This window comes from Hyphomicrobium album (assembly GCF_009708035.1).
In the GTDB taxonomy this organism is placed as follows: Bacteria; Pseudomonadota; Alphaproteobacteria; order Rhizobiales; family Hyphomicrobiaceae; genus Hyphomicrobium_A; species Hyphomicrobium_A album.
Genome location: NZ_WMBQ01000002.1, coordinates 822,191 through 848,823, shown reverse-complemented (window position 1 = coordinate 848,823; position 26,633 = coordinate 822,191). Strand labels below are relative to the sequence as shown.

General features: G+C 65.0%; 25 protein-coding genes. 16 read left to right on the top strand and 9 right to left on the bottom strand.

What is annotated here, in order from left to right:
- The first annotated feature begins 70 nt into the window (after positions 1-70).
- From GIW81_RS16240 to GIW81_RS16210, 7 genes are all read left to right on the top strand, one after another.
- Positions 71-619 carry a hypothetical protein gene (locus GIW81_RS16240; RefSeq protein ID WP_154740374.1) on the top strand — a complete coding sequence of 183 codons (549 nt, stop codon included), beginning with the start codon at positions 71-73 and terminating at the stop codon, positions 617-619.
- Positions 620-663: 44 nt separating this feature from the next.
- A complete protein-coding gene (locus tag GIW81_RS16235; protein ID WP_154740373.1) occupies positions 664-1,293 on the top strand; it encodes an HD domain-containing protein in 630 nt (209 codons plus the stop codon).
- 110 nt (positions 1,294-1,403) lie between these two features.
- On the top strand, positions 1,404-2,456 hold the full coding sequence (locus GIW81_RS16230) for an NUDIX hydrolase (protein ID WP_229309365.1): 1,053 nt from the start codon (positions 1,404-1,406) through the stop codon (positions 2,454-2,456).
- Positions 2,457-2,678: 222 nt separating this feature from the next.
- Complete coding sequence (gene nadA, locus GIW81_RS16225) at positions 2,679-3,743, top strand: quinolinate synthase NadA (RefSeq protein ID WP_154740372.1); 1,065 nt, start codon at positions 2,679-2,681, stop codon at positions 3,741-3,743.
- Positions 3,744-3,795: 52 nt separating this feature from the next.
- Positions 3,796-5,466 (top strand): L-aspartate oxidase, encoded by a 1,671-nt coding sequence (locus tag GIW81_RS16220; protein ID WP_210251953.1) that lies wholly within the window; start codon positions 3,796-3,798, stop codon positions 5,464-5,466.
- Positions 5,463-6,332: a carboxylating nicotinate-nucleotide diphosphorylase gene (gene nadC, locus GIW81_RS16215; protein ID WP_154740370.1), complete on the top strand. Its 870-nt coding sequence runs from the start codon at positions 5,463-5,465 to the stop codon at positions 6,330-6,332. The genes GIW81_RS16220 and nadC overlap by 4 nt, the downstream gene beginning before the upstream one ends.
- An 86-nt stretch (positions 6,333-6,418) precedes the next feature.
- Positions 6,419-6,643 carry a hypothetical protein gene (locus GIW81_RS16210; RefSeq protein WP_154740369.1) on the top strand — a complete coding sequence of 75 codons (225 nt, stop codon included), beginning with the start codon at positions 6,419-6,421 and terminating at the stop codon, positions 6,641-6,643.
- A 4-nt stretch (positions 6,644-6,647) separates the two neighbouring features.
- Here GIW81_RS16210 and ppdK read toward each other — a convergent pair whose 3' ends face one another.
- Positions 6,648-9,371, bottom strand: coding sequence for a pyruvate, phosphate dikinase (gene ppdK / locus GIW81_RS16205; RefSeq protein WP_154740368.1), 2,724 nt, complete (start codon positions 9,369-9,371; stop codon positions 6,648-6,650).
- A gap of 185 nt (positions 9,372-9,556) precedes the next feature.
- Here ppdK and GIW81_RS16200 point away from each other — a divergent pair, with 185 nt between their 5' ends.
- From GIW81_RS16200 to GIW81_RS16185, 4 genes are all read left to right on the top strand, one after another.
- Positions 9,557-10,963, top strand: coding sequence for a dipeptidase (locus GIW81_RS16200; RefSeq protein WP_154740367.1), 1,407 nt, complete (start codon positions 9,557-9,559; stop codon positions 10,961-10,963).
- A 55-nt stretch (positions 10,964-11,018) separates the two neighbouring features.
- Positions 11,019-11,495, top strand: coding sequence for a cupredoxin domain-containing protein (locus tag GIW81_RS16195; RefSeq protein WP_154740366.1), 477 nt, complete (start codon positions 11,019-11,021; stop codon positions 11,493-11,495).
- Positions 11,496-11,520: 25 nt separating this feature from the next.
- Positions 11,521-12,357, top strand: coding sequence for a ribonuclease T2 family protein (locus GIW81_RS16190; protein ID WP_154740365.1), 837 nt, complete (start codon positions 11,521-11,523; stop codon positions 12,355-12,357).
- A 230-nt stretch (positions 12,358-12,587) separates the two neighbouring features.
- Positions 12,588-12,911, top strand: coding sequence for a hypothetical protein (locus tag GIW81_RS16185; protein WP_154740364.1), 324 nt, complete (start codon positions 12,588-12,590; stop codon positions 12,909-12,911).
- Between the two features lie 15 nt (positions 12,912-12,926).
- On the opposite strand, the gene GIW81_RS16180 is transcribed toward GIW81_RS16185, so the two are convergent.
- The 4 genes from GIW81_RS16180 to GIW81_RS16165 all read right to left on the bottom strand — a co-directional run bounded on the left by GIW81_RS16180 (position 12,927) and on the right by GIW81_RS16165 (position 17,126).
- Positions 12,927-13,679 (bottom strand): hypothetical protein, encoded by a 753-nt coding sequence (locus GIW81_RS16180; protein WP_324615072.1) that lies wholly within the window; start codon positions 13,677-13,679, stop codon positions 12,927-12,929.
- Between the two features lie 406 nt (positions 13,680-14,085).
- Complete coding sequence (locus GIW81_RS16175; RefSeq protein ID WP_154740363.1) at positions 14,086-14,922, bottom strand: TorF family putative porin; 837 nt, start codon at positions 14,920-14,922, stop codon at positions 14,086-14,088.
- A 252-nt stretch (positions 14,923-15,174) separates the two neighbouring features.
- Complete coding sequence (locus GIW81_RS16170) at positions 15,175-16,002, bottom strand: TorF family putative porin (protein WP_154740362.1); 828 nt, start codon at positions 16,000-16,002, stop codon at positions 15,175-15,177.
- 290 nt (positions 16,003-16,292) lie between these two features.
- Positions 16,293-17,126, bottom strand: a complete 834-nt coding sequence (locus GIW81_RS16165) for a TorF family putative porin (RefSeq protein WP_154740361.1) — start codon at positions 17,124-17,126, stop codon at positions 16,293-16,295.
- A gap of 391 nt (positions 17,127-17,517) precedes the next feature.
- Between GIW81_RS16165 and GIW81_RS16160 the strand changes: the two genes are divergently transcribed.
- The 3 genes from GIW81_RS16160 (at position 17,518) to GIW81_RS16150 (ending at position 21,391) form a co-directional block, all read left to right on the top strand.
- Complete coding sequence (locus GIW81_RS16160; RefSeq protein ID WP_154740360.1) at positions 17,518-18,252, top strand: SDR family oxidoreductase; 735 nt, start codon at positions 17,518-17,520, stop codon at positions 18,250-18,252.
- A gap of 214 nt (positions 18,253-18,466) precedes the next feature.
- Positions 18,467-19,873, top strand: coding sequence for a glucosaminidase domain-containing protein (locus tag GIW81_RS16155; RefSeq protein ID WP_154740359.1), 1,407 nt, complete (start codon positions 18,467-18,469; stop codon positions 19,871-19,873).
- Positions 19,874-20,059: 186 nt separating this feature from the next.
- Positions 20,060-21,391: a glucosaminidase domain-containing protein gene (locus tag GIW81_RS16150; RefSeq protein ID WP_229309363.1), complete on the top strand. Its 1,332-nt coding sequence runs from the start codon at positions 20,060-20,062 to the stop codon at positions 21,389-21,391.
- A gap of 81 nt (positions 21,392-21,472) precedes the next feature.
- Here GIW81_RS16150 and GIW81_RS16145 read toward each other — a convergent pair whose 3' ends face one another.
- The 3 genes from GIW81_RS16145 to GIW81_RS16135 form a co-directional block, all read right to left on the bottom strand.
- Positions 21,473-22,618 carry a ceramide glucosyltransferase gene (locus tag GIW81_RS16145; protein ID WP_229309361.1) on the bottom strand — a complete coding sequence of 382 codons (1,146 nt, stop codon included), beginning with the start codon at positions 22,616-22,618 and terminating at the stop codon, positions 21,473-21,475.
- 123 nt (positions 22,619-22,741) lie between these two features.
- The gene (locus tag GIW81_RS16140) at positions 22,742-23,722 is read right to left on the bottom strand and encodes a hypothetical protein (protein WP_154740357.1); all 981 of its coding nucleotides are present in this window, start codon (positions 23,720-23,722) and stop codon (positions 22,742-22,744) included.
- A gap of 164 nt (positions 23,723-23,886) precedes the next feature.
- Positions 23,887-24,882, bottom strand: coding sequence for an NAD(P)H-quinone oxidoreductase (locus tag GIW81_RS16135; protein ID WP_154740356.1), 996 nt, complete (start codon positions 24,880-24,882; stop codon positions 23,887-23,889).
- 135 nt (positions 24,883-25,017) lie between these two features.
- Here GIW81_RS16135 and GIW81_RS16130 point away from each other — a divergent pair, with 135 nt between their 5' ends.
- Together GIW81_RS16130 and GIW81_RS16125 are read left to right on the top strand one after the other, a co-directional pair.
- Positions 25,018-25,209, top strand: a complete 192-nt coding sequence (locus tag GIW81_RS16130; protein WP_154740355.1) for a DUF1192 domain-containing protein — start codon at positions 25,018-25,020, stop codon at positions 25,207-25,209.
- Between the two features lie 379 nt (positions 25,210-25,588).
- Entirely contained in the window at positions 25,589-26,134 is a 546-nt protein-coding gene (locus GIW81_RS16125) for a DUF1465 family protein (RefSeq protein WP_154740354.1), read from the top strand.
- Between the two features lie 80 nt (positions 26,135-26,214).
- Here the strand turns inward: GIW81_RS16125 and rpmE are convergent, their stop codons facing one another.
- Complete coding sequence (gene rpmE, locus GIW81_RS16120; RefSeq protein ID WP_154740353.1) at positions 26,215-26,439, bottom strand: 50S ribosomal protein L31; 225 nt, start codon at positions 26,437-26,439, stop codon at positions 26,215-26,217.
- Positions 26,440-26,633 lie beyond the last annotated feature (194 nt).

Sequence of the window (26,633 nt, the reverse complement as noted above, 5' to 3'; positions counted from 1 at the left end):
GTATTAGTAAGCCCATTCGACAATCTTGGGTACGAACCCTCGATGTCTCCGTTTGTATCTTGGGGGCTCGATGCTTGATCCGTTCACCGCCGCTATGGGCGCAATGGCGACGATCACCGCCGCAACGATGACGATCATCGGGACGCACCTACTGGCCAAGCGCAGGGTTGTTTACGAGCAGAGGGTCAAGGAGAAGGCCCTAGCCGACTTTGCGAGCAACTCCGTGGTCGCAAAGAAGGCCGCCGGCTCGGGCGAATTCAATCCCAAGACGATGCTTGGGCAGTGGCGCTATGAGGTATCGAGTAACGACGATACCGGCTACCGGCACTTTGGAGAGTGCACGCTTTCCATGCAGGGCGAGCGCGTCAGGTTCGATGGCACGCGAACGTGCACTGTTGTTCAAGGGCAGAGCCAGAAGCTCGAAGCCCATTGGGAAAGCGATTGGGCGCAAGCCTGTGTTGATGGAAAGTTGCGGGCCGAATATACGATCTACCTCTCGGAAAAAGTCGTCGGCTACTTCATACTCTCCTACTTCGCCGATGACGCGCAGCAGATGCGTGGAAAATACTTCACGCTGGCGCCGAAGCTGATGTACGGAACCATTCGCTACTATCGCTGAACCGATGATGCTGCTGATCAAGCCGCGCCGCGCGGCGCGTACCGATGGGTCATGAACAGCCGCGCCCGACGCGTGCGTGGCAGCGCATGCTGTCGGGGCGCCGTCTCGATTTGCTCAACCCCTCGCCTGCCGACATCGAAATCGACGACATTGCCCATGGCCTTGCCCGGGTCGCGCGCTGGAACGGACAGACGATTGGCGCGCATGCCTTCTCGGTCGCCCAGCACGCTTTGGTCGTCGAGGACATCTTTTCTGCAATCGGCTCTGCAACGGACGCGCAAATGCCTGCAATTTGGCGGCTTGCAGCGCTCTTGCACGACGCCCCGGAGTACGTCGTCGGCGACCTCATCAGCCCGTTCAAGACGGCCATCGGCCTCGACTACAAAGCGTTCGAGTTGCGTCTACTGGCCGCAATCCACGCCCGCTACGGCCTGCCTGCCGAATTGCCGACCGACGTTCAGGCACAGATCAAAAATGCCGACCGCATTGCCGCCTACTTCGAAGCGACAAGATTGGCGGGTTTCAGCGAGCCGGAGGCGACTATTTATTTTGGGCAGCCCAAAGGCTTAGCACCAGAACTGACGGCCAAGCTGGCCGCCCTTGCGCCGGTGCCCGCAGACGCCGCCCAGCGGGATTTTCTCAATCGCTTTAATCTTCTGATTGAACGTTTCTGAGCATTGAACGTTGTGACCAGGCGAACGAGTAGGGCCGCCAAGCGTTGGGATAGCGCCACGGTCGAAACAAGCCTCCATCGCGGGGGTCTCCAACACCACTTGGAGGAACCATGTCGTATAGCCAGCTCAGGGAGTCGACGCCTCGGGTGAAAGTCGAGAACGGCCAAGTGCCTGATCCGGGGTCCGCTGCCGCCACCGCTGGGGTTGAGATCGGCCTCAATGCGGCGATTGTTGCCGTTGCCGACAACGAACCGGTCGTCCTCATTATCCGTAGCGAGGCGGACTCTGCCGGAGCGAGCGACGGACTGCCCTTCGGCCCCTTCTCCCCGCTACAGCATCGCACCTTCGAGGGCGGCCTACGCGCCTGGGTGCAGCGGCAGACGGGCCTCGAGCTGGGATACGCCGAGCAGCTCTATACGTTCGGTGACCGCGGTCGCCACGCTCAGGCGGGCGACGTCGGACCGCATATCGTCTCCATTGGTTATCTGGCGCTGACACAGGCCAAGCCTGTCTCTGACACACAGCACAGCGCGTGGCGCAGTTGGTATCACTACTTCCCATGGGAGGACTGGCGCCGTGGACGGCCGGACATCCTGGAAAGCGCGATCGAGCCGCGCCTGCGAGAATGGACTCAGGCGCAGCGTTCGGCATCCGCGGCCCAGCCGATCAGCCGTGACGAGCGCGTGCGCATCTGCTTCGGCCTCGACGGCGCCGCTTGGGACGAAGAGAAGGTTCTCGAGCGCTACGAGTTGCTCTACGAAGCGGGCCTAGTGGAAGAAGCCGCCCGCGACGGACGCGAAGCTACGCGTCAATGGAGCGACCGTTCCCGCCTCGGCGTGCCGATGCGTTTCGACCATCGCCGCATCCTCGCCACCGCCATCGGCCGCGTGCGCGCCAAGATCAAATACCGTCCTGTGATCTTCGAGCTCATGCCGGACGATTTCACGCTGTTCGAGCTGCAGCGGACCGTCGAGGCCATCCTGGGCCCGCATCTGCACAAGCAAAACTTCCGCCGCTTGGTGGAGGGTGCCGGCTTGGTGGAGCCGACCGGTGAGGTGAAGATGCGCACGGGCGGCCGGCCGGCGAAACTTTATCGCTTCCGCCGTGAAGTTTTACTCGAACGCCCGGCACCGGGTGTGCGGGTAAAGCCCGGCAAGGTTTGATCAAGGTGCCGAACGCATAGGCAAGTTGCATGGGCCGGGGAACAGATTCGCTAGTCCCGGCCTACTCTTATCTGGCAAGGGCGAGCTAGATGGAGTAATCTTTCTGCAACCCTTGGAGTGCTCAAAAAGAGCATTATATGGAAGGTAACCGGCCCTGGGGCCGGCTCGTTTGATGGCCCGCTTATACTCACTTTGAGCAATAGCGGACTATGGAGGCAAGCGATGGATACCCTAGACGTCTGCACCGTGCCCGGCCGCCGCCAGCGCTCCCACGCGCTGAGCGAGCCGCATGCACTGCCGCCCTTCACCCCCGAGCTCGCTGCCGAGATGGCGCCGCTCTATGCGCGCGTCCAGCACGTCGTCACGCCAATGGAGTGGCCAGCCTACGCGCCGCTCATCAAGGCGATCAATGACCTCAAGAAGAAGCGCAACGCGGTCATCCTCGCGCACAACTACATGACGCCAGAGATCTTCAACTGCGTCGGCGACTTCCGCGGCGACAGCCTGCAGCTGGCGAAGGAAGCCGCGCGCGTCGAGGCCGACGTGATCGTGCAGGCCGGCGTGCATTTCATGGCCGAGACTTCGAAGCTGCTGAGCCCCGACAAGACGGTGCTGATCCCCGATCCGCTGGCCGGCTGCTCGCTCGCCGAATCGATCACGGCAGAAGACGTGCGCATGCTGCGCGAGGTGTACCCGGGGGTGCCGATCGTCACCTACGTCAACACCTCGGCCGCGGTGAAGGCCGAATGCGATATCTGCTGCACCTCATCGAACGCCGTGAAAGTCGTCGAGAGCCTCGGCGTGCCTCGCGTGCTGCTCATTCCCGACGAGTACCTCGCCAAGTACGTGCAGACGCAGACGAAAGTCGAGATCATCGCCTGGAAGGGCCACTGCGAAGTGCACGAGCGCTTCACCGCCGACGACATCGCGGCGATGCGCGCCGCAGACCCGGGCCTGAAGGTGATCGCACACCCCGAGTGCCCGCCCGAGGTAATCGCGGTGGCGGACTTCACCGGCTCGACCGCGGCCATGATCAACTACGTGACCAGCAAGCGGCCACGCAAGGTGGCGCTCATCACCGAGTGCTCGATGGCGTCGAACGTTGCCGTGCAAGCGCCGGACGTCGAGTTCATTCGGCCGTGCAACCTGTGCCCTCACATGAAGCGCATCAGCCTCGAGAACATCTACGAGGCCCTGCGCGACATGAAGTACGAGGTCGACGTCGACCCGATCGTCGCTGCCAAGGCGCGCCGCGCCGTAGAGCGCATGGTCAACCTCACCAACTGATTGAGCGCCGGCACACGCGCCGGCGCCACATTCCACCCCTCTGGGAATGTCGATGGCACAGGAATTCTTCCCTACCGGCGCAACACCCTTCCGCCCTGCTCGCGATGAGCGGCTCGGCGCCGACGGCGATGTCGTCATCATCGGCGCGGGGCTTGCCGGACTGTTCACGGCGCTCAAGCTGGCGCCGATCCCCGTCACGCTCGTGGCCGCGGCCCCGCTCGGCCAGGGATCATCGACCGGTTGGGCACAGGGGGGCATTGCGGCGGCGGTCGGTTCCAATGACGATCCCGCGCTGCATGCCGACGACACCGTGGCCGCCGGTGCCGGGATCGTCGATCCGAATGTGGCTCGCTTCGTTGCCGCCGAGGGGCCGGAGCGGATTGCCGATCTCGTCGCCTATGGCGTTCCGTTCGACCGCGATGCTGGCGGTGCGTTCGCGCTGAGCCAGGAGGCGGCGCATTCGCGCCGCCGCGTCGTGCACGTCTCAGGCGACCGCACCGGCGCGGCGATCCTCGACGCGCTGATCGCCCGGGTGCGTGCGACGCCGTCTATTCGAGTGCTGGAAGGCTACGAGGCCGACGAGCTGATCATGGCCGATGGCCGCGTCGAAGGCGTGCGCCTGGTACGCACCGCTGCGCACGGCAAGGAGGTCTACGAATACTTCCCCGCCTGCGCCCTGGTGCTGGCGACGGGCGGTGTCGGCGCCCTCTATGCGGTGACGACCAACCCGACGTATGCGCGCGGCGAGGCGATCGCCATGGCCGCGCGTGCCGGTGCCGTCATCGGCGACCCAGAATTCGTGCAGTTCCACCCGACCGCAATTGACGTCGGGCTTGATCCGGCGCCGCTGGCAACCGAGGCGCTGCGCGGTGAAGGCGCGACGCTCGTCAATGCGAGCGGCGAGCGGTTCATGCTGAACATCGACCCGCGCGCAGAACTGGCGCCGCGCGATGTTGTGGCGCGAGCCGTGTTCACTGAGATCGCGGCCGGCCGCGGCGCCTTCCTCGATTGCCGCGAAGCGATCGGCGCGCGCTTCGCCTCGGCGTTTCCCACGGTCTACGCGCTCTGTCAGAAGGCGGGTATCGATCCGTCGCGCGAGCTGATCCCCGTCGCTCCGGCGGCCCACTACCACATGGGCGGCATCGCCACCGATGCACGCGGTCGCTCGAGCGTGCCGGGCCTGTGGGCAGTCGGCGAGGTGACCGCCACGGGCTTGCACGGCGCCAACCGCCTCGCCTCGAATTCATTGCTCGAGGCGCTGGTGTTCGGCGCCCGCGCCGCGGCAGATGTTCGCCAGCTGGAGCGCGGCACCCGCCACTCGCCGCGCACCGACCTGCAGCGCGTCGGCGACATCACCGCTGATCATGCAGTGGCGCGCGGGGCGGCCGTCGCTCGCCTGCGCCGTACGATGAGCGAGCACGTCGGCGTAGTTCGCACCGCCGCCGGCCTCAAGAAGGCGATCGCCACGTTGCGCGACATCGAGCGCCAAGCGGGGGCCGACCGAGTGCTCGCCAATATGGCGCTTGCCGCACGCTTTATTGCAGTCGGCGCGCTGCTGCGCGAGGAAAGCCGCGGCGCGCACGCCCGTAGCGACTTCCCGGCTGGGGAAGCGTCATTCGCCGCACGCACATTCCTTACCCTCGACGACATCGACGATATCGGCGCGCGCGCATCGGTCATCGCGCCGAGTTCGTGGGAATGGCAGGCCGGGGCCGCCCGATGAGCGTCCCGGCGCACGAGCTGCGTCTCCCGGGCTCTCTCGTCGACAAGGCCGTCGCCGAAGCGCTGGCCGAGGACCTTGGCATGGGCGGCGACATCACCACCGAGGCGACCGTCCCTGCCGGCACGCGCGCTTCGAGCGTCATTGCTGCCCGCAAGCCGGGCACCGTGGCCGGCGTCCAGCTTGCCGCAGCGGCGTTCAAGGCGATCGATCCGTTCGTCGAGTTCGAGGTGGTCGTCGGCGACGGGGACCGCGTCGAGGCGGGCGGCATCATCGCGCGCGTGGCCGGCGACGCCCGGGCGCTCCTCACGGCCGAGCGCACCGCGCTCAACTTCCTCGGCCGCCTGAGCGGCATCGCGACCCTCACCGCTCGCTACGTATCGGCCATTGCCGGCACACGCGCCTGCATCGTCGACACGCGCAAGACGACGCCCGGCCAACGGGCGCTTGAGAAATTTGCCGTGCGCTGCGGCGGCGGGGTTAACCACCGGTTCGGATTGTTCGATGCGGTGCTTATCAAGGATAACCACATCGTTGCCGCCGGAGGCGTCGGCGCGGCACTCCAACGCGCGCGCGCCCACGCCGGGCACACGGTGAAGGTCGAGATCGAGGTGACGTCGCTAGACGAGCTCGGCGATGCCCTGCAACTCGATCCGGATGCCGTTCTCCTCGACAATATGCCCCTGGAGATGCTGAACGCGGCAGTGGCCGAGGTCGCCGGGCGTGTCGTCACGGAAGCATCGGGTGGCGTAAACCTGGAAACGGTGCGCGCCATCGCTGAAACCGGGGTCGATCACATATCTGTCGGCGCGTTGACCCACTCAGCGCCGGTGCTGGATATCGGGCTCGACTTCCACCCGCAGACCTAGCGTCATATGCTGGACGCTTGATTTCGCCACAGTTGCTGCGCAAATCACTTGCGTAGCTGAGGCGTGTCCTCAAGGGGAGGACTTCCATGGACGTCGTACGTGGCATCGTGATCTGGGGCGGCGTCGCGCTCGCTTCCGGAGCGGTCGGTGGCATTCTCGCCGGCGTGAAGAACCGCGACTACTCGTCGTGGATGGCGTGGTGCTTCGTGCTGCCGCCGCTCGTGTTGATCCTGTTGCTGCTGCCGCGCTATCAGGGCGTGCGCCCGCGCCAGCCGCGCCTCGACGCCGGCGAAGAGAGCGGACTCCTTTAGCGTCCTAGTCGCGAGCTGCGGTCGTGCTGCCGGTGCGCGCTTCGATAGACGCCTGCGCCGCGGCAAGCCGAGCGATCGGTACGCGATAGGGCGAGCACGAGACATAGTCGAGGCCGACGCTGTCGAAGAAGGCGATCGATTTCGGATCGCCGCCATGCTCGCCGCAGATGCCGACCTTCAATCCGGGCTTGACCGCCCGTCCACGTTCGACGCCGATGCGCACCAGCTCACCGACGCCTTCCACGTCGATCGACACGAACGGATCGACGGCGAAGATTTTCTGGTGCGCATAGGCTTCGAGGATCGGCGCCGCGTCGTCGCGGCTGAGGCCAAGCGTCGTCTGCGTCAGGTCGTTGGTGCCGAACGAGAAGAATGCCGCACCGTCGTCGCCTTCCGCCACCTCGCCGGCGCGCAACGCGGCACGCGGCAACTCGATCATCGTACCGATCGAATAGTCGAGCTTCGCGCCCGTCTCCTTTTCAACGGCGGCGCCGGTACGCAGGATCACCCCGCGCAGGATGGTGAACTCGTCGCGATAGGCGACCAGCGGCACCATGATCTCCAGCTTGGCGCGTTGCCCCGTCTTCTTCTCCACCGCGACGGCGGCTTCGAAAATGGCGCGAGCCTGCATTTCGGGAATTTCCGGAAAGAGGATCGCCAGTCGGCAGCCGCGGAAGCCCAGCATCGGATTGAACTCCGATAGCTGGGCTATGCGCTGACGCAGTTTGTCCGGCGGAACGCCGAGGTCGGCGGCGATGGCCGGCACCTCGTCCGGATTGTTCGGCAGGAACTCGTGCAGCGGCGGGTCGAGCAGGCGCACGGTGGTCGGCAGCCCCGCCATGATCTCGAACAGCTGCTCGAAGTCGGTGCGCTGCATGGGAAGGATTTTGGCGAGCGCCGCCCTCCGGCCGTTCGTGTCGTCGGCAAGGATCATCTGGCGCACGGCCAGGATCCGCTCAGCGTCAAAGAACATGTGCTCGGTGCGGCAAAGGCCAATGCCCTCGGCACCGAAGTCGCGCGCCTGACGCGCATCGCGAGGCGTATCGGCATTGGTGCGCACGCGCATGCGGCGCTCCGCATCGGCCCATCCCATCAACGTCGCAAATGCGCCCGATAGCTTGGGCTCGCGCATCTTGGCGCGGCCCAGCAGCACCTGGCCTGTGCTGCCGTCGATGGTGATCACGTCGCCCTTCTTGAGCTTGTGCGAACCGACCTGCAGCGTGCCCGCTTTCGGGTCGATGCGCAGCGCGCCGGCGCCCGAGACGCACGGCCGCCCCATGCCGCGCGCGACGACCGCGGCATGGCTTGTCATGCCGCCGCGTGCCGTGAGGATACCGGCGGCAGCATGCATGCCATGAATATCCTCCGGGCTCGTCTCGAGGCGCACGAGGATCACCTCGTGCCCGTGGGCGCGTTCCGCCTCGGCGTCGTCGGCGGTGAACACGATCTCGCCCGAGGCGGCGCCGGGCGAAGCGGGCAGCCCCGTGGTCAGCACGTCCTTCTTCGCATCAGGATCGAGCGTGGGATGGAGCAGCTGGTCGAGCGCCGACGGGTTCACGCGCATCACCGCCTCGGACTTGGAGAGCACGCCATCCTCGGCGAGATCGACGGCGATGCGCAACGACGCTTCCGCCGTGCGTTTGCCCGACCGCGTTTGCAACATCCACAATTTGCCGTTCTCGATCGTGAACTCAATGTCCTGCATATCGCGGTAGTGCTTCTCGAGCCGCTCGAAGACGCTCGCCAAGCCGGCGAACACCTTGGGCATCAGCAATTCGAGCGAAGGGGCTTCTTCTTTTGCCTCGCGCCGCGCCATCTCCGTCAGCGGCTGCGGCGTGCGGATGCCGGCGACCACATCCTCGCCCTGCGCGTTGATGAGGAACTCGCCGTAGATCTCCTTAGCGCCGGTCGATGGGTTGCGCGTGAAGGCAACGCCGGTGGCGCTGCTCTCGCCGAGGTTTCCGAACACCATCGCCTGCACCGTGACGGCGGTGCCCCAGCTGTCGGGGATGTCGTGCAGGCGCCGATAAGTGTTGGCGCGCGCGTTCTGCCAGGAGCCGAACACGGCGGCGATGGCGCCGTAGAGTTGCTCGTTCGTGTCCTGCGGGAACGGCCGCCCGAGGTTGTCTTGAACGGCCTGCTTGTACTCCTCGATGATCTCCGCCCAGTTCTCGGCTGTCAGCTCCGTGTCCGAGGACAGGGCGTTGAGGTTCTTGAAATTCTCCAGCAGGTCCTCGAACACGCCGTGGTCGACGCCCAGAACGACGTCAGCATACATCTGGATGAAACGCCGGTAGCTGTCGTAGGCGAAGCGGCGGTCGCCGGAACGCTTGGCCAGGCCCTCGACCGTCTCGTCGTTGAGGCCGAGGTTCAGAATGGTGTCCATCATGCCCGGCATCGAGGCGCGGGCACCTGAGCGCACCGATACGAGGAGCGGACGGTTGACGTCGCCGAAGGCGGCTCCGACCTCATCGCCCACGAGGCGGATTGCCTTCTCGACCTGCGGTTTGAGCCCCTCGGGCAGCTTGCGCCCAAGGGCGTAGTAGGCGTCGCACACCTTGGTGGTGATGGTGAACCCGGGCGGCACGGGCAGCCCGAGGCTCGCCATCTCAGCCAGATTGGCGCCCTTGCCGCCGAGCAGCTCGGTCATGTTGGCACGGCCGTCGACATAGCCGGCGGCGAAGGCGTACACCCATTTCGGCTCGGTCTTGCCAGACCTGTCCGCCATCTTGTCCGCTCCCCGCGACGTCATCGCTCGCTGCAAGTGTGATGGCATATCAGCCTCCTCGCCAGTCCGGAAGGTGCACGGGCTGCCCCGCAGTGAAACTGTGAGTTGCGCCTGCGCGTTCCAGCGCCTTTGACGTGGCTGCCGTGCTATCTCACTGTGCGCCGCGCCGAACCGGAGATGAGCCTATGAGCGAACAGCTAAACCAAGTCCTGACGACGCTGGACGAGTCGAGCGATGCGGCGCTGACGCGGCTGTTCCAACTGTTGCGTATAGAAAGCATCTCGACCGACCCCGCCTACAAGGCAAGCTGCCAGGAGGCGGCCGACTGGTGCGCCAACGAGCTGCGCGACCTCGGCTTCGACGCCCGGGTTATCTCGACCACGGGCCACCCCATGGTCCTCGCCCACGACACAAGCGAGCGCGTGCCGGGCGCGCCGCACGTCCTGTTCTACGGCCACTACGACGTCCAGCCGGCCGACCCGGTCAATCTGTGGACGTCGCCGCCCTTCGAGCCGATCATCATTTCCGATCCAGCGAACGGGCAGGTCATCGTCGCCCGCGGCGCCGAGGACAACAAAGGTCAATTGATGACCTTCTTCGAGGCAGTGCGCGCCTGGAAGGCGGTTGCCGGCACGCTGCCAATCTCCGTGTCGGTCATGCTCGAGGGTGAGGAGGAGTGCGGATCGCCCTCGCTGCCCGCATTTCTCACCGAGTACGCCGACGAGCTCAAAGCCGACGCCGTGCTCGTCTGCGACACCGGCCAATGGGACAAGGATACGCCGGCCATCACGACCATGCTGCGCGGGCTTGCGTCGATCGAGGTGACAGTAACTGGCCCGACACGCGACCTGCATTCCGGCATCTACGGCGGTCCTGCCGCCAATCCGATCCGCGTGCTGGCGCGGATCGTAGCCGCCATGCACGACGACAACGGCCGCATCACCGTGCCGGGCTTCTACGACGGCGTTGCCGAGACGCCGCCGGCGCAGAAGGAGCAATGGAGCAAGCTCGGCTTCCGCGCCGAGGCGTTCCTCAGTGCCGTCGGATTGAAACAGGCAGCAGGCGAAACCGATCGTTCGGTGCTCGAGCAGCTCTGGTCGCGACCGACGCTCGAGTTCAACGGCATCACCGGCGGCTATCAGGGTGTCGGCACCAAGACGGTCATACCGTCGAAAGCGTCCGTGAAGATCACCTGCCGCCTCGTCGCCGGCCAGGATCCGCACACGCTGACCGCCAACATCGAGGACTTCGTGCGCGCAAGGCTGCCCGCCGACTGCACCGCCGAGTTCTCCTCCAAGCAGGCGGGCACCGCCATCTCATTTGCCACCGACACGCCCGCCATGCAGGCAAGCGCTGCGGCCCTCGCCGACGAATGGGGCCGACCTCCGGTGCTGATGGGCTCGGGCGCGTCGATCCCCATCGTCACCTCGTTCAAGGAGGCGCTCGGCTGCGATAGCCTGATGATCGGCTTCGGCCTCGACGACGACCGCATCCACAGCCCCAATGAGAAGTACAATCTGTCGAGCTTCAAGAAGGGCGCCCGCAGCTGGGCGCGCATCCTGGATCGCCTTGCGAAGACAGCGACGGCTTGAGGTTGCCGCAAACCTCTGCCCTCCTCGCCCAAGCATGCGACGAACGGAGTGAACGATGCATCTCACGCGGTATCCCCGGGCATACGCGGCTGTCCTCCTAGCGCTCTCGCTTGTAGCGCTGGCGCCCGCGCCGGCGCACGCTGAGAAGCGCTATATCGTTGTGACGGCGGTCGAGCCGAAGGGCGGGGCCAACGTCGCGAAGGAGCCGTTCCCAACCACCCCGCTGCCTGAGGGCGGCGGCTTTCAGTTGAAGCCGCCGAATGCCGAGGGTCGCTGGGAGGTGGCAGTTTACGTGTTCGATCCGCGCCAGATCTTCGTCAACGAAGGCGACGAGGTCACGCTCGAGTTCGTCGGCATCAACGGCGCCAGCCATCCCATAACGATCGGCGGATACGACAAGAGTTTCGAGCTTAAGCGCGGACAATCCACACGCGTCACATTCGCGGCCGACAAGCCTGGCACCTTTCCTATCGTCTGCGCGACGCATCACCCGACCATGGTGGCCGAGATGATCGTCGCCGCCAAGAAATGACAATGACGCGGAGCGCGCGAGCCTGATGCAGAGACACGATTCTATCCTGCCGCGGTTGGCGATCATCGCCCTGACGACTCTCGCCGTCGGCGCCCCGGCGCGGGCAGAGGACCCCCGCCAGGGACTCTGGCCGAGCGAAGTGTTCAATCAGAAGTCGCAGGCGAACGTCGCCGGCAAGTTCGACTACTACACGATGGTGATGTCGTGGAGCCCCACGCATTGCGTGACGGCGCAGGAGGGTCGCGACGAGGACCAGTGCGCGCGCCTCGACGGGCTGCGCTATGGCTTCGTCCTGCACGGACTCTGGCCGCAGTACGAGAAGGGCTACCCGGAGGCTTGCCGCGTCGGCCGCAAGCCATTCGTGCCGCAACCGGTGATCAACAGCATGCTCGACATCATGCCGTCGGGCGGCCTCGTCATCCACGAGTACAAGCTGCACGGAACCTGCTCGGGGCTCGACCCCGCCGAGTACTACCAGCTCTCGCGCCAGCTGTTCACGAGCGTGCGCGTGCCTGACCGATTCAAGAACCCATTCGAGATGCAGTTCACGACCCCGCGTGAAGTCGAGGTCGAATTCATCCGCGCCAATCCCTGGCTGCGACCAGACATGATCGCCGTCACGTGCGGGGGCCCCGGCAACCGGCTGCGCGACGTGCGCATTTGCATGACCCGCAACGGCGAAGGTCGCGCCTGCGGGCAGAACGAGAACCAACAGAAGCTCTGCCGCGCGGACGAGGTACATGTACCGCCCGTCCGCTCGACGCGCCGTGAGGACTATTCGGCGTCGCCGAATAAATTGCAGCCCAAGCGCGACCGCGGCCTGCCGCGCCCGCGCGTGCTCGAATCACCCGCCCGGTTCTGACAGCGCAACGCTGTGGAAATCGATCCGGCGGCCACGCTCCCGCCAAGACGCCGCCTTGCCCGCCTGCCTGCCACTTCGCAGACTTGCTCCAGTGATTCATGCCGAAACTGGGGATCGGCGCTATGGGGACAACAGCAGCGGATGGAGCGCGGCCGGGGCAGCCCCCCAAGCCGCGTGCGCCTGAGGCTACGCGGGCGGGGATCGTCCGGCGGCGGCGGCGCTCCGCCGCCGTGGGAACCGCTATCGGCTTCGCATGCGGCGCGGTGTTCTGGCACGCGCTCGGCATCGCCGGCCTCTACGTCAAGGCGCCTGCCGACCCCACGGGCGAGGCAGCATATGCGCTCGCCGACGCTGGTGGCACCAGCCCACTCGAGACCGGAAGCCTGCCGACCATCCATCGCGTCGATCCCGCCGCCTGCACGAGCCTCGAGCTCGATCGGCAATCGAACCGCACCGTGGAGCGGCCGTGTCCGGCGGACGGTCTGGCGCTGCGCCTCGACAACGGCGATGACCGCGAGGATCTTGCAATCCTCTTCGACAACGACGCCCGCTAAGCCGCTTTCGTTTGGTCACGCCGCCCTGCGCAGACGTTCGGCGCGCCAGCGTGCCGGCGCCAATGCGATGTAGCCGAGCCCAGCGTGCCGCTGCTCCTGTGCGAGGGCGGTAGGATCGATGCTCCAGCGGCTGGCGAGCCGCATGACGTGATCCTCTGTCGGGTGCAGGATTAATTCGCCGCCAGCATCGCCCTTGCGCTCGCGCACGCCGCGCAGCTCGAAAAGCTTGAGGCCTAGCGCGCGCTCCTCCTTGCTCGCCCGGCCTTTGTTCCAGATGATTCCTTCGTCGCTCACCGCGAAAGCGCGTACCAGGCGGCCGTCGCGCACGCGCGCCCAGGCATAGTAGTCGATTGGCGGATAGCTGAAGAAGTACTGGATCTCGTCGAAGCTGCCGCCGAGATCGACCAGCATCGGCGTGCATTTGTCGACGAACCCCGTGCCCAACGGATGCGGCAGCGACAGGCCCGCGACGAACGTCCAGCCATCGACCGGAGGTGAGACGAATACGCGCGAGGCGCCGAGCCAGTCGTCGTAGACCGCACCGATGCCGGAGTTCCAGTTGCAGGTAGCAGCACCCTCCAGCCCGAGCACGTCGATCACGCTCTCGGGCTCGTCGCAGCGGATGGCGAGCCACGCCATGCTGCAGCCGAAAGCGCTCGGGACGTCTGCAGCCTGCGAGAAGACCACTTGCTTCTCGCCGCCGCTGCAGGCGAGCCAGTACGCCGCCACGACGGTGAAGGCAATCATGCCGACGATGGTGATGATCACGCGGCGCCCGTTTGCTGCTTATTCGCCGCGTTTATGGTGCGCATCGTGGCGCGCAAGCAAGATAGGGCGGCAGCAGGACTGGGGAAAACGGCAGCCTTAGTCGAGGCGATCGAGGCCAGCTTGCGTCACCGCCGGCAGCGGGTTTCCGGCGGATACCGCAAAGCTGGCCTCTGGCCTCGCGGAGCACGCCATTTGAGGGCGTCTGGCGTGCCCTGCGTCTTGGCTGCCGAGCCCACCGCTGGTCAGCCAGCGGATCGGGCGGCGGCCAATTCAGCAAAAAGCACGCGTACGGATATCCGAGGTCTATGACAGGCCTGTGTCGGCGCTGCACCCTGCTCTACCGTAAGACAAAAAGGGGCGATGCGCGCTGCACCGCCCCTGCAATCTTGCTCGCTTCTCGACCCGGTTAGGGAACGACGACCTTCGCAGAAAACACGAAGCGCTCGTCGCACAGGAAGTCGGCCGCGCAGACGGGGCCAGCCGCATCGCCGCCAATGTTCGTATCCCAGTAGCGGAAGTCGAAAGAGATATTCTCAACCGCCACGTTCAAGCCGGCGTTCCAGTAGTAGTACTCGTCGTCGGTGCCGTTGACGTTGACGAAGTAGTTGTCGTTCGAGTCACCCTTCTGCCAGCCGAGTACGCCGTTGATCACCGGCGTGAAGATGTGGACCTTCGGCAGCGTCCAGGCAGCCATCGTCTCGATGGTCCAAACCGATCCAGTCTCGAAGACATAGTCCGGAGACCAGAAAACGGTCGTGCCTGTTACGAGGCTCGGGTGCAGAGCCGACCAGCTGTAGCCCGCCTTGAGCTCGACGTAGTTCAGGTCAGGGAGGGCGACAGAGTCCGGATTGGCGCCGGGGTACGAGTAGTAGATGACGCCGAAGTCCATGTTGATGGTGCCGAGCGGCGAATTCCAGGTCGGCTTGATGCCGCCGTACCAGTCAACCTCGGCGTCGGCCGGAGGAGCATCGGCAAAGTCGACCAGCGAGGCCCAGACGCCGGCATAAAGGATGCCATAAGCGAAATCGGCCCCACCCTGGATGGCGGGATCGTTGTCGGACTGCGAGACACCGCGGAACACGTAGTCGGACGTCGCACCGACGTTGAAGGAGTAGGTGAACTTGCGCCCTTCGTCGGCGGCGGCGGGAGCTGCGACCTCGTAGCCGTCAGCCTGCGCGATAGCGGTGCTGAGCAGGAGTGCCGCACCGGTGGCGGCAAAAAGCGAAGCGATTCTGCGAGTCATGATGTGGTCCATCCCTTTGGCATAGACGCGCCATCACACCTGCCGCGACCGCGGCCTCGACCTCTAGGAGAGCCTGAGAACTCGATTCGGCACTAGGTGGATTTGCGGACCACAAACGGCTTGCTGTGTCCGTGTTGCGTCCCTGCAACGCTTCGTAAACAAAGAATTAATTCAGTAGATCAGGCGCTTGTAACGCGAACGGGGCCGAGCGGATGCCCGGCCCCGAACGAAATGCGTCTCGAGAGAAGATAGCTACGGAAGCACGACCTTGGCGCTGAACACGAAGCGGCTGTCGCAATAGTCGTTGATGCAAGTGAACGCGTCGGACACCGTATTCGAAGCGTCGGTCCCCCAGTAGCGGAAGTCGAAGATTAGCTTGTCGACCGCAAGGGCGAGGCCGGCGTTCCAGTACCAGTACTCGCTGAAACCGTTCCAAGCCTCGTAGTAGTCGTCGGAGCCGGTCTGGTAGCCGATGACACCGTTGACCGTCGGCGTGAACACGCCGACCTTGTCAAAGGTGTAGCCGGCCTGGCCTTCGAGGGTCCACACGCTCCCGGTCTGGGCGAAGTAGTCCGGCGACCAGTAGACATAGCCGCCGAGCGCCAGCTTCTCGTGGATCGTCGTGCTGGCACCAGCCTTGAGCTCCACGTAGTTCAGGTCAAAGCCGAACGGCGGGTCGACCCTGTAGGACGCGCCAGGGTAGGCATAGTAGATGACGCCGAAGTCGAAGGTCACGCCGTGCCAGGCCGGCTTGATGCCGCCGTACCAGTCCATCTCGACATTGGCGTCGTTGAAGATGGCGTCGAAGTTCAGACCCGACGCCCACCAGCCGGCATAGAGAATCCCGTAGCCGAAGTCGACGCCGCCCTGGATGGTCGGATCGTTGTCGGTCTGCGAGATGCCGCGGAAGACGTAGTCCGAGGTCGCGCCGAGATTGAAGCTGTAGGTGAACTTGCGGCCCTCGTCGGCAGCGGCCGGGGCAGCAACCTCGTAGCCGTCGGCCGCGGCGGTCCCGGAGATCGCGATGAGCGCAAGTCCCACTGCCCCGCACAGGGCAGCAAGCTTTGAAGTGTTCGTCATGAGAAGCCAATTCCCTCTTGCTTTAGAGGGCAAGAACGCGCCCAACCGCCAGAAATGACATCCGAGGTGCGCGTTACGGGAATCCACGGCGTGGTTGAGAAACGACCCAAATCACCGATGTTCACAAGATGTAATCAGGTTATCCCAATGTCGTGGACAGGTTGCCGTGGCAGTAGAGCAACTTCGCGTGGAATTTCAGGCTTCTACGTGACCAGAAATTAGGCAAATGACGCAAAACGGGGCCGATTTCTCGGCCCCGTTCGCAGTACAAACTCCGTCGTGTCGTCCGATCAGGGCAGCGCGACCGTTGCGCTGAACACGAACCGCTCGCCGCAGAGATCGTTGACGCAGCTGCTGAACCCTGTTGTCGAGACGGGGTTTTCAGCTCCGTCCGTATCCCAGTAGCGGAAATCAAAGGTCAGCTTCTCGACGGCGAGAGCAATACCGGCGTTCCAGTAGGTGTAGCTGTCGAAGCCGTTGAACGTCAGGTAAGCAGGATCATCACCTTCGACGTGGCCGACGGTGCCGCTAATGGTCGGCGTGAACGGCCCAATGGCGTGGAACGTGTAGGCGGCCGTACCCTCGACGGTCCAGACTTCGCCGGTCTCGGCATAGCTGTCATCGGAATAGTAGACGGTGGCTCCCAACGCCAGGTTGGTGATCGGCGAGCCGCTGACACCAGCCTTGTACTCGATGTAGGGAAGTTCCGGCGGTACGCCACCAACGTAGTTCGAGCCCGGGTAGGTGTAGTAAATGATGCCGAAGTCGAATGTGAGCGGACCCCAGGTCGGCTTGATGCCGCCGTACCAATCCAACTCGACCTCTGCGTCGTTACCGAAGTATTCGAAGTCGAGGCCGGAGCCCCAGACGCCGGCGTAGAAGATGCCGTAGCCAATGTTGATCGCGCCCTGGAGGGTCGGATCGTTGTCGGTCTGCGAGATGCCGCGGAACACGTAGTCCGAGGTGCCGGTGATGGAGAACGAGTAGGTGAACTTGCGACCTTCGTCGGCCGGAGCGTCCTTGATGCTGCCTTCGTAGCCGTCGGCGAGCGCGGCACCCGAGAGGGCAAGGAGCGCAGCACCCGCTGCACCAAAAAGCTTAGTTACTTTACGAGACTCGGCCATGATGGAACTTACCCCCGTACACTACTGACCACTTAAAGCGCCGAACTCGTCACTGCCGGACACGGCTTCTCGAACGCTTCTGGAGTGTAGAAAAAGCGTAAACAGCGCTTGCTACAAGCCGAATCACCGTCGCAGCACGTCTCGTCTGCCACCGTGTAGCCGGAAAGCAACGGACGGGCCGTTTTGGCTATTAATTGGCCAATTATCGCTTGGCGGGGGAGCACCCAGGTTGGCAGGCAAGGACCATCGACTAGGCGTCTGCTCAAATTGAGGGCACGGCAACCGGTGCGTGCCGCGCGCTCCGTTTTCGCTTTCGATCAGCGGAGTTGCCCGCGCACCGCGTCGCCGCATCTGGCGTAGCCCAAAAGGACCTGCGATCATCGACATCCGCATGCCGCAAAGTCTCACGCCGACAGCCTTGATCACTGGCGCCGCACGGCGTATCGGCCGCGCCATCGCGCTGGATCTTGCTGCCCATGGCTGGCACGTCGCGATCCACTATCGCCGCTCACGCGATGAGGCCGAAGCGCTCGCCGGAGAGATCGCTCGAACCGGCGGAACGGCCGCGGCGCTGTACGCAAACCTCGGCGATATCAATGACGTACAGGCGTTGATTGGCAATTGTGCGCAAACCATCGGGACGCCCACGTGCCTCGTCAACAACGCGTCGGAGTTCTTCCTCGACACCATGGGCTCGGTGACACCGGCCGGCTGGGACACCCACCTCGACATCAACCTGAAAGCGCCCGTCTTCCTCGCCCAGGCGCTCTACGCCAACCTGCCGGACGGCGTCGAAGGCAACGTGATCAACATCATCGACCAGCGGGTCTGGAGGCCGACACCCGATTTCTTCTCCTACACGATCTCGAAGGCCGGCCTGTGGACCGCAACGCAGACGCTGGCGCAGGCCATGGCGCCGCGCGTGCGCGTCAACGCCATCGGCCCCGGTCCCGTCCTGCAGAGCGTGCACCAGACGCAGTCCGATTTCGCGGCCGAGACCTTGTCGACGCCGCTGCAGCGCGGCCCGTCCCTACCGGAGATCGCCGCCGCGGTGCGCTTCATTTTGGCGACGCCGTCGATGACCGGGCAGATGATCGCCCTGGACGGCGGTCAGCACCTCGCCTGAGCCCAGGGCACCTATTTACCATCGCCTGCGTAATGCTCAGCGCCACAATTCCGCTTCGGCTCGCCCTAACTCGCGCCCAAATGCTCCGGCTTTCTCGCAAGTCTCGGGGTGCCGGCGATTCGTAAACCACCTGTTAACGTTAAGTCTTTAAGAACGTTTGGTGGTTTCGTCGGGCGCTCAGTTTCACAGCGCCGCGTTATAGACGGGTGTTCTCATGAAGAGCCTCTTCGGAGCATCGCTCACCATTGCTCTCGCCGCAGTCTTCTCGACGTCAGTTCTCGCGGCCGACCTTCCCGAAGTTAAGATCACCGCCGACAACAAGGTCCCGCAGTGCGCCACCCCTGGTCGCCTGATGACTTACCTTCGATCGCGCAACCCTCAAGTTGATGGACGCTTCGAGGATGTCGCCTCCCAGTACATGCGCCACGGACAAGCGCTCGGCATCCGGTGGGATATCGCCTTCTTCCAGATGATCCTCGAGACCGGCGCGCTCCGCTTCGGCGGCGACGTGAAGGCTACGCAGAACAACTTCGCCGGCCTCGGCGCCTCCGGTGGGGGAGCGCGCGGTGAAAGCTTCGGCGACGTATCGACGGGCGTCAAAGCCCACCTTCAGCACCTCCTCATGTACGCCGGTGAGCGCATCGACGACCCGGTCGCCGACCGCACGCGCAAGGTTCAGGAATGGGGCGTGCTGACCGAATGGCAGAAGTCGATCGACGGCCCCATGACCTACACGCTGGTCGCCAAGCAGTGGGCGCCGACATCGCGCAATTACGTGCGCGACATCTCCACCATCACCGACGGTTTCTATAACGAGTACTGCAACGGGGACGATCCGAACCCCGGCCTGGCGCAGGAAGCCAACAACGATCAGCAGAAGTCCAAGGCGAAGACCAAAGCGAAGCCGAAGGCCGAGCCTGCGACGGAAATTGCAGCAGCAGAGCCCGCCAACGAAGCTCCGGCCGCTGAAACTCCCGCTAAGGCTGAAACCCCGGCCAAGGGTGCCGAGATCGCGAAACGCAATATCGAACAAGAGCGCACGCAGGGCGCTCCGCTCAAGGCTCTCGGCGCCGGGATGCTCGGCACGCGCGCCGAGGCCAGCGCCGCGCCGGCAGCGGCAGCTACCGAAGAGGCGCCCCCCGTCACGCTGCTGAATGCCAAGGCCGACACCGCTCCGGCCGCCACGGCAGAAGCGACGCCCGACGCGAAGGCGAAGCCCGATACCAAGGCCAAAGCCAAGCCCGAGGCCAAATCGGTCGCCAAGGCTGATCCGGCTGCCGACGGCAAGGCTACCGAGAGCAAGGCTCCCGAGACCAAGGGTGCCGAGATTCAGACCGCCGCGCTCGGCAGCGCCGCGACCCAGATGAAAGCCGCGCCCGCGAAAAGCAGTAAGTGCAAGGTCTGGACGGCAAGCTATGGCGGCCAACGCGCCGTCATCATCAGGGCCAACGGCAACGGCGGCATGCTGAACTACACCGTGCTCGACGTCACCGAAGCGAACGAGAAGCGCGAGGTCGATGCCTACATCGCCGCCTACGCCAAGGGCGGCGAGAAGGTCGGCTCGTTCCCGACCCAGAACAAGGCCCTGAGCAAGGCCTTCGAGCTCTGCCCCGAAGGCTGAGCGCCCGGGCGCGGCGATTGGTTGCCGCGCCTAAGAATTCCGCGACGCGCCTCCAGCAGCCGTCTGAACGTACGTAGCAACGCCATGGGGACCCCATTGACGGCGAACGGGCGAGTTTCGGTTATGCGCTTGGCGCGACGGTCGCTGGTAACAGCGGCTTTGCTCGCGGTATTCGCAGCATCCGCAATGGCAGCCCCGCCGCGCATCCGTGCCGACGCTGACAACACCGTGCCGCGCTGCGTGACGCCCAAGCGCCTGATGGCCTTCATCAAGACGCGCAATTCGAACCTCGATCCGCGCTTCGCCGACATCGCCAGCTATTACAAGAAGCACGGCGAGATCTGGCGCGTGCGGTGGGACTATGCCTTCTTCCAGATGGCGGTGGAGACTAACTTTCTGACCTACCGCACCGGCAACGGCAGCTGGGGCGACGTTAATCCCAAGCAGAACAACTTCGCCGGTCTCGGCACCACCGGCGGCGGCGTCCCCGGCGACAGCTATCCCGACGTCACCACCGGCGTTCTCGCCCAGATCCAACATCTCGTCGTCTACTCGGGCGAGCGCATCGACGAGCCAGTCGGCGCGCGCACGCGGCTGAAGCAGGACGACATCCTCACGACGATGACGTCCAAGAAAGGTCGCACGACATTCGCCGACCTCGCGCGCCGCTGGGCCGCTGACCGCCACTACGGCGCATCGATCGAGTGGGTGGCGAACAACTTCCGCCAGAGCTTCTGCACTGGCCCCGACCCTGTTGAAGACGCGGAAAGCAAACCCACCCCGCCGAAGCCACAAAAGCGTACGGCTCCCAAGCAGGAGCTGGCGCGCGCCGCCAACCTGGGCGGCCCACAACCCGTAAACGCGCCGGAGGCGCCCGCCGGTCCTCCCGTGCGCACGATCTGGTCGGCCGCCGATGGTGCAACCGTGCCGGATGCTCCGCGTGAGCCGCACGTCGAGGCGCCAGTTGCGCCGTCCCACGCTGTTGAAGATGCGCCGCTGCCGTCGCGCAAGCCGAGCCCGCAGGCAGAAGCCGCCGACGAGGTCGTCGCCGAGCAAGTGATCCAGACGGGCGAAGAGCCTACGCCGCCCGCACAAATGTCCGAGGCAGCGCCCACCCCGCCGAGCCCACCCTCCACTGAGCCGACTTCGGCCCAAGCACCTCCGGCGCAGGAGCGCGTTGCCTTCGCCTTTGCCGCCGGCATGGGCACCGCTCTGGCGAAACCCGGCGCCCCGACCGCCGCTGCAACGCCTGCCGGCTGTCGCGTCAGCACCGCCAGCTACGGCGGCAAGAAGGCATTGCTGGTCCGCTCCGAGGCCCAAACCGAGGTGCGCTACACGGTGCTCACCGTGCTTGAAGGTTTCGAGAAGTCGATGCTCGCCAACTACCTCAAGGCGCATGCGCCGGGCGGCACGAGTGTCGGCGAGTTCGCGAACAAGGATGCCGCGCTTGCAAAAGCCAGGGAGCTCTGCCCGCGTGCGGCGGGCACTCCCAAAGGCGAGGGAGCAAGCGCAGGCTAGACGGGGACCGCTTCTCTCTGGCTGCACCGGTCAAACGGAGCGCCAGAGGGAGCGGCGCCCGCGCTAGACATCATGTTCGCGTCAGTTGCTGGCTACTGCGTCGGCGAGGCGCATGTCGTTGCCGCGCCAGCTGAACGAGTTGCCGAGCCACGCCTGCACCCATAGCGCCGGCAGCATCACATCGCGCGCCACCCACGCGAGCGGCGACAGCGTCGTCAAATGCCAGCCAGCAGTGCGCGCGAGGATCGCTTCGCACCCGTACCACACGGCGCCGAGCGCGGCGGCGACGCCGACACCCGACACGTCCATTGCCTCCGCCGCAACGGCCGCCGCGACCAGCGGCGCAAAGGAGCCCGAAAGCACCTCGGGGAGGAAAAACAGCGGGAAGGTCGCGCGGCGCAGCTTCGCCCAACGCACCTGCCGCGACCAGATCTGCGCCGCCGACCGCACGCCGAGCGGCTGGCCGAAGGCGCGATCGACGAGACGGACGCGCTTGCCGGCACGGCGCACGACCTTGGTCGCCGCCGCATCCTCGGCGATCTCGGCGCCGAGCGCGCGGATCCCGCCTGCACGCTCGAGATCGGTGCGCCGCCACAGCATCGTCTTGCCCTGCGCGAAGCCGAGCCCCACGGTGTCGGCCGCGTACTGCCAGCGGGCCTGGTAGGTGTTGAGGAAGGCGCACTCGACCTCCGCCCAGAAGCCGTCGGGCATGCAGCCTATCGGCGGCGCGCATAAAAGCCCCGTGTCGGCCCGCCAGCCGGCGAGCAGGCGTTGCAGGTAGTCGGGCGGCATCAGCACGTTGCTGTCGGCCATCACGACCCAGGCATGGCTTGCAACCCGCCAGCCCTTGATCAGGTTGTTGAGCTTCGGGTTCGACGACAGCGTATCGCGGCCGATGAGCAGCTTGGCGTCGATATGCGGATGCGCGGCCATGAGCCGGCGGATGACCGGCACGACAGGATCGTCTTGGTCCTCGCAGCACAGGATCAGCTCGTAGTGCGCGTAGGCGAGCTCGAAGCTCGAGCGCAGCGTCAGCTCATCATAGGGATCGAGACCTCGTACCGGGCGCAGCACGCTGATCGGCGGCAGGTTCACCGTATCGGCTGCTATGACGGAAGGGTCATCCTGACCGCGGCGAGCGCGATAGCAGGCGAGCAGCGCGCTGGCGAAGTGCAGCAGCGTGGCGAGGGCGGCGAACATCGCGCAGCCCCAGGCGATCTCGTTCATGAGCAGCCTTGCGTAACAACCCAATACGCAAGGCTTTCAGCGGATTCACGTGACACGTTGATGACAGGAGCACCTAGGCGCCCGGCGCGAAATGGCGCAAGCGGAGGGCATGGTTAGCGCTGCTTACTCGGCTGGCGTGAGGTATTTCAACGCGACGTTGGACAGCGCGCCACCGACGACGCACGGCACGCCCATGTAGACTTGGCCCATCACGCCGGCCGCAACGCAGCCCAGCGCGAATACGGTCTGGCCGGCCTGGCCCCACCAGGAGAAGTTGCGCGCATTCTCCGAACCCTTGGTCTTCAGCTCTTCGATGGAGGCAAGCGCATCCTTGCGGATCGCCGCCAGCTCGAAGGTCTCGGCGCCCTCGATCACCTCGCCCAAAGGCTTCGCCACGTTGTCGGGCTGGTGCGGCAGCGACGTCTTGAGGTAGCCGAGCAGGTCGTGGTCCTTCGACGCGTTCTGCGCCAGCGTCCACTTCACCATCGAGCCGATGGTCAGCTTCTCGACGTTGTTCTTCTCGCGCGACCAGGCCAGCGTGCGCACCAGGCGCTGGATCGGCTCCGACGAACCGGTCGCAAAGTAGTAGCCCCAGTTGGCGTCGACGCCGATCGGGCTGTCGAGCGGTAGATCGCGGAGCACTGGCAGTTTGCCGTAGAGGTAGCGTTCGATGATCACCTTGCGGGCGGGCATGCGCTCGACGAACTTGCCGAGCAGCTCCTTCCATTCGGCGAGGCCCGAGTAGGCGATCGCCTTCACCACCACGACTTGATCCGGCGGCGGCATGGGGAACATGTCGGTGACAAGCTTTTCCGCCTTGTCCGGATTGGCGCCGATGACGCCGGCGATGAACCCGACGTAGATGCCAGCCTGCTCGACTTCCTTGAACTGCCCCTGCTCGCGCATGGCCTTGAAGGCATCGGGCAGGCGTTCGGGCGTCGGGTTGTGGCGGTAGTCGTTGATCCAGGAGAGGATGATCTCCGGGCGCGAGAACGGCTGGGGCGGCGGCTCCTTGCGCTTCTTGGCGGCGTCAGCATCGCCGACGGCCGACAAGGCCACCGATACGGCGACGCACAGACCGAATATGCCGAGACGCTGACGCATGAAATGACCAACCCGCACGCCCACGTGCGCATCCTTCCCGGCAATTGCGGCCTTTCCCGGCCCACCCCGAGCCTGGGCACGGGAGACAAGAAAACCGCGTATTGTCAATTTGATGGCAACCCCCGGCAATCCCCCGACAACAGGGATGCCGCGGAACGATAACCCTAAACCGTCAAGACGATCTTGCCGACATGGGCGGCGTCCATGCGGGCATGCGCCGCCGCCGCCTCGCGGAGGGGGAACGTAGCATCGATGACGACCTTCACGCGCTTCGCGGCGATGAGGGGCACGACCTTCTCCTCCACGGCGCGCGCGATGGCGGCCTTCACCTCGGCCGAGCGGATGCGCAGCGTCGAGCCGGTGACCGTCAGGCGCTTCAGCATGATGCGGATCATGTCGATCGTCACCTTGGAGCCGGACTGGAAGCCGATGTTGACCAGGCGCCCGTCGTCGGCGAGCGAGCGGATGTTGCGCTCGACGTAGTCGCCGCCGACCATGTCGAGGATCACGTCGACGCCGCGGCCGCCGGTCTCGGCTTTGACGGCTTCAGCGAAGTCCTCGGTCTTGTAGTCGACAGCGCGAACGGCCCCCAGCTCGCGGCAGACGGCGCACTTCTCGGCCGAGCCGGCGGTCGCGATGACCTTGGCGCCCATCGCCGCGGCAAGCTGGATGGCGGCGACGCCGATGCCGCTGGTCCCGCCGTGGATCAGGAACCAGTCGCCCGACTTGAGACCACCGCGCTCGAACACGTTGTGCCAGACGGTGAAGAAGCCCTCTGGAATCGCTGCCGCCTCGATCATCGACACGCCGTCCGGCACCGGCAGGCAGGAGCCTTCGTCGGCGACGCAGTACTCCGCGTAGCCGCCGCCGTTGACCAACGCCATGACCTTGCCGCCTGCGCTGAAGCGCGGCGCCTCCGGGCCGAGAAGAACGACGGTGCCGGATACTTCGAGACCCGGAATCTCCGAATGCCCCTTCGGTGCGGGGTAAAGGCCCAGCCGCTGCATGACGTCCGGACGGTTCACTCCCGCTGCCTCCACCTTGATCAGCACTTGGCCGCGACCGACCAGCGGCACCGGCACGGTGGCGGGCTGGAGCACGTCTGGTCCGCCTTTGCCGACGATTGTAATGGCGGTCATGGTCTCGGGCAGTGCGGTCATGGTCTTCCTCGATTGGCCTCTGCGGCGGTGATGCCCGAGCATGGGCGCCGAGACAAGGCGCTCGCGCACCGGTTGCCGTGGCTGAAACGTTGGAGCAGACTCCACCAAAGCAGTGAACGAGGCCGGAGCTGCGCCATGGATTGGGACGACATCGTTCCGAAAAAGCCCAAGACGAACGCCGCCGTCGGCGACACCCTTGCGACCTTGTCGGTCGCCGAGCTGGAGGCGCGCATCGCCGAGTTCGAGCGCGAGATCGAGCGGGTGAAGGCGGAGCTCGACGCCAAGCGCAAGCACGAGGCAGCGGCGAGCGCGCTCTTCAAGAAGTGATGAACGCCCTGCCCAATAAGGCACCATACGCTCGACGCGCGCGCACTCGGCGGTAGCGCGCGAGACGATGCCCGAAACGCGCCGCAATCGTCACCAGCGCGTTGCTTACGCATCGTTAGCCATTAAGCCTTTGTTAGCGAACACCCGCTAACCTGCCGTTATCCAGTCACCTGGATCCCGAGCGGCACGGCCGCTCTGTTTGACGCCTCCCTGTTGACTTCAGAGCCGCTGCAAAGCGGCTCTTTTTTTGCATATCCCCAACTGTGATCGGAACCAACGCGAGACCGTCCCGCTTTTGGTCATGTTGTTAACTATGGCTTGGCAGGATGCGTCCGTGTTATTGATGAGCTGCAGGTGAGTGAGTGTGTCAAATCTAGTCATGAGCAATGTATCGCGTGCTGAAGCGGCTTTAGCTCCACAGGGCGTCACCGTCTCTTTCGGTGAGCGCTTCCAGGCCTCCGCTCAGTTCGACGGCGTCTTCAAGCAAGGCATGGCGCTCGTCGAGCGCACCGCCGCTTACCTCGAAGGTCCTGGCCGCGCCGAGGCCAAGCGCCTTCCCCCCTCCGTCAACGTCCTCTACGCCAGCGAGAGCATGCGTCTCACGACGCGGCTTCTGGACATGGCCTCCTGGCTGTTGATCCGCCGCGCGCTGAAGGAAGGCGACATCAGCGAGACCGAAGCGCAGCGCAAGCGCAAGGGCGTGGCGCTGCAGGCGCCATCCCGCTCCTCACACGTCGGCGGCTTCGGCGAGCTGCCGGAGACGCTGCGCGGGCTCGTCGAGGAAAGCTACGCGCTGCACGATCGCATCGTGCAGCTCGACCGCGCCATGAACGTCAAGGCGGACAATGCCGGCGCCACCGAAGCGCTGCTCGCCAACCCCGTCGGCACGCAAATGGACCGTTTGCGCCTCGCCTTCAGCCGCTGAGCGAGTTAACGAACGCCTAAACAAAAAAGCCCGGCTTCGAGCCGGGCTTTTTTATTGCGCGAACGGCAGGGCCGTTCGGATCAGAACATGCCCTCGAACTTCTTCTTGAAGCGCGACAGGCGTCCGCCGCGGTCGGTCAGGCGCTGGTCGCCGCCGGTCCAGGCCGGATGCGAGGTCGGGTCGATGTCGAGGTGCAGCTCGTCGCCTTCCTTCCCGTAGGTCGAATAGGTGATGAACTCGGTTCCGTCGGTCATCTTGACCTTGATCTGGTGGTAGTCCGGGTGCAGATCGGGATCGTTCTTCATAGCGGCGCTCACAAAGGCTAGCCTGAGGTCAAACGGCCTCTTCAGGCGGCAAAACTGGCGTTCGGAGCGGCCTCTATAATCGACTTGGTCAATCGGCACAAGCAGCGGCTGCACGGTCACTTTGTTCCCGCCGCGCCGCGTCCCGATGCCACTTGAGCCGCATCCCCCCGTCGGGCATGGTTTCGACCAACCGC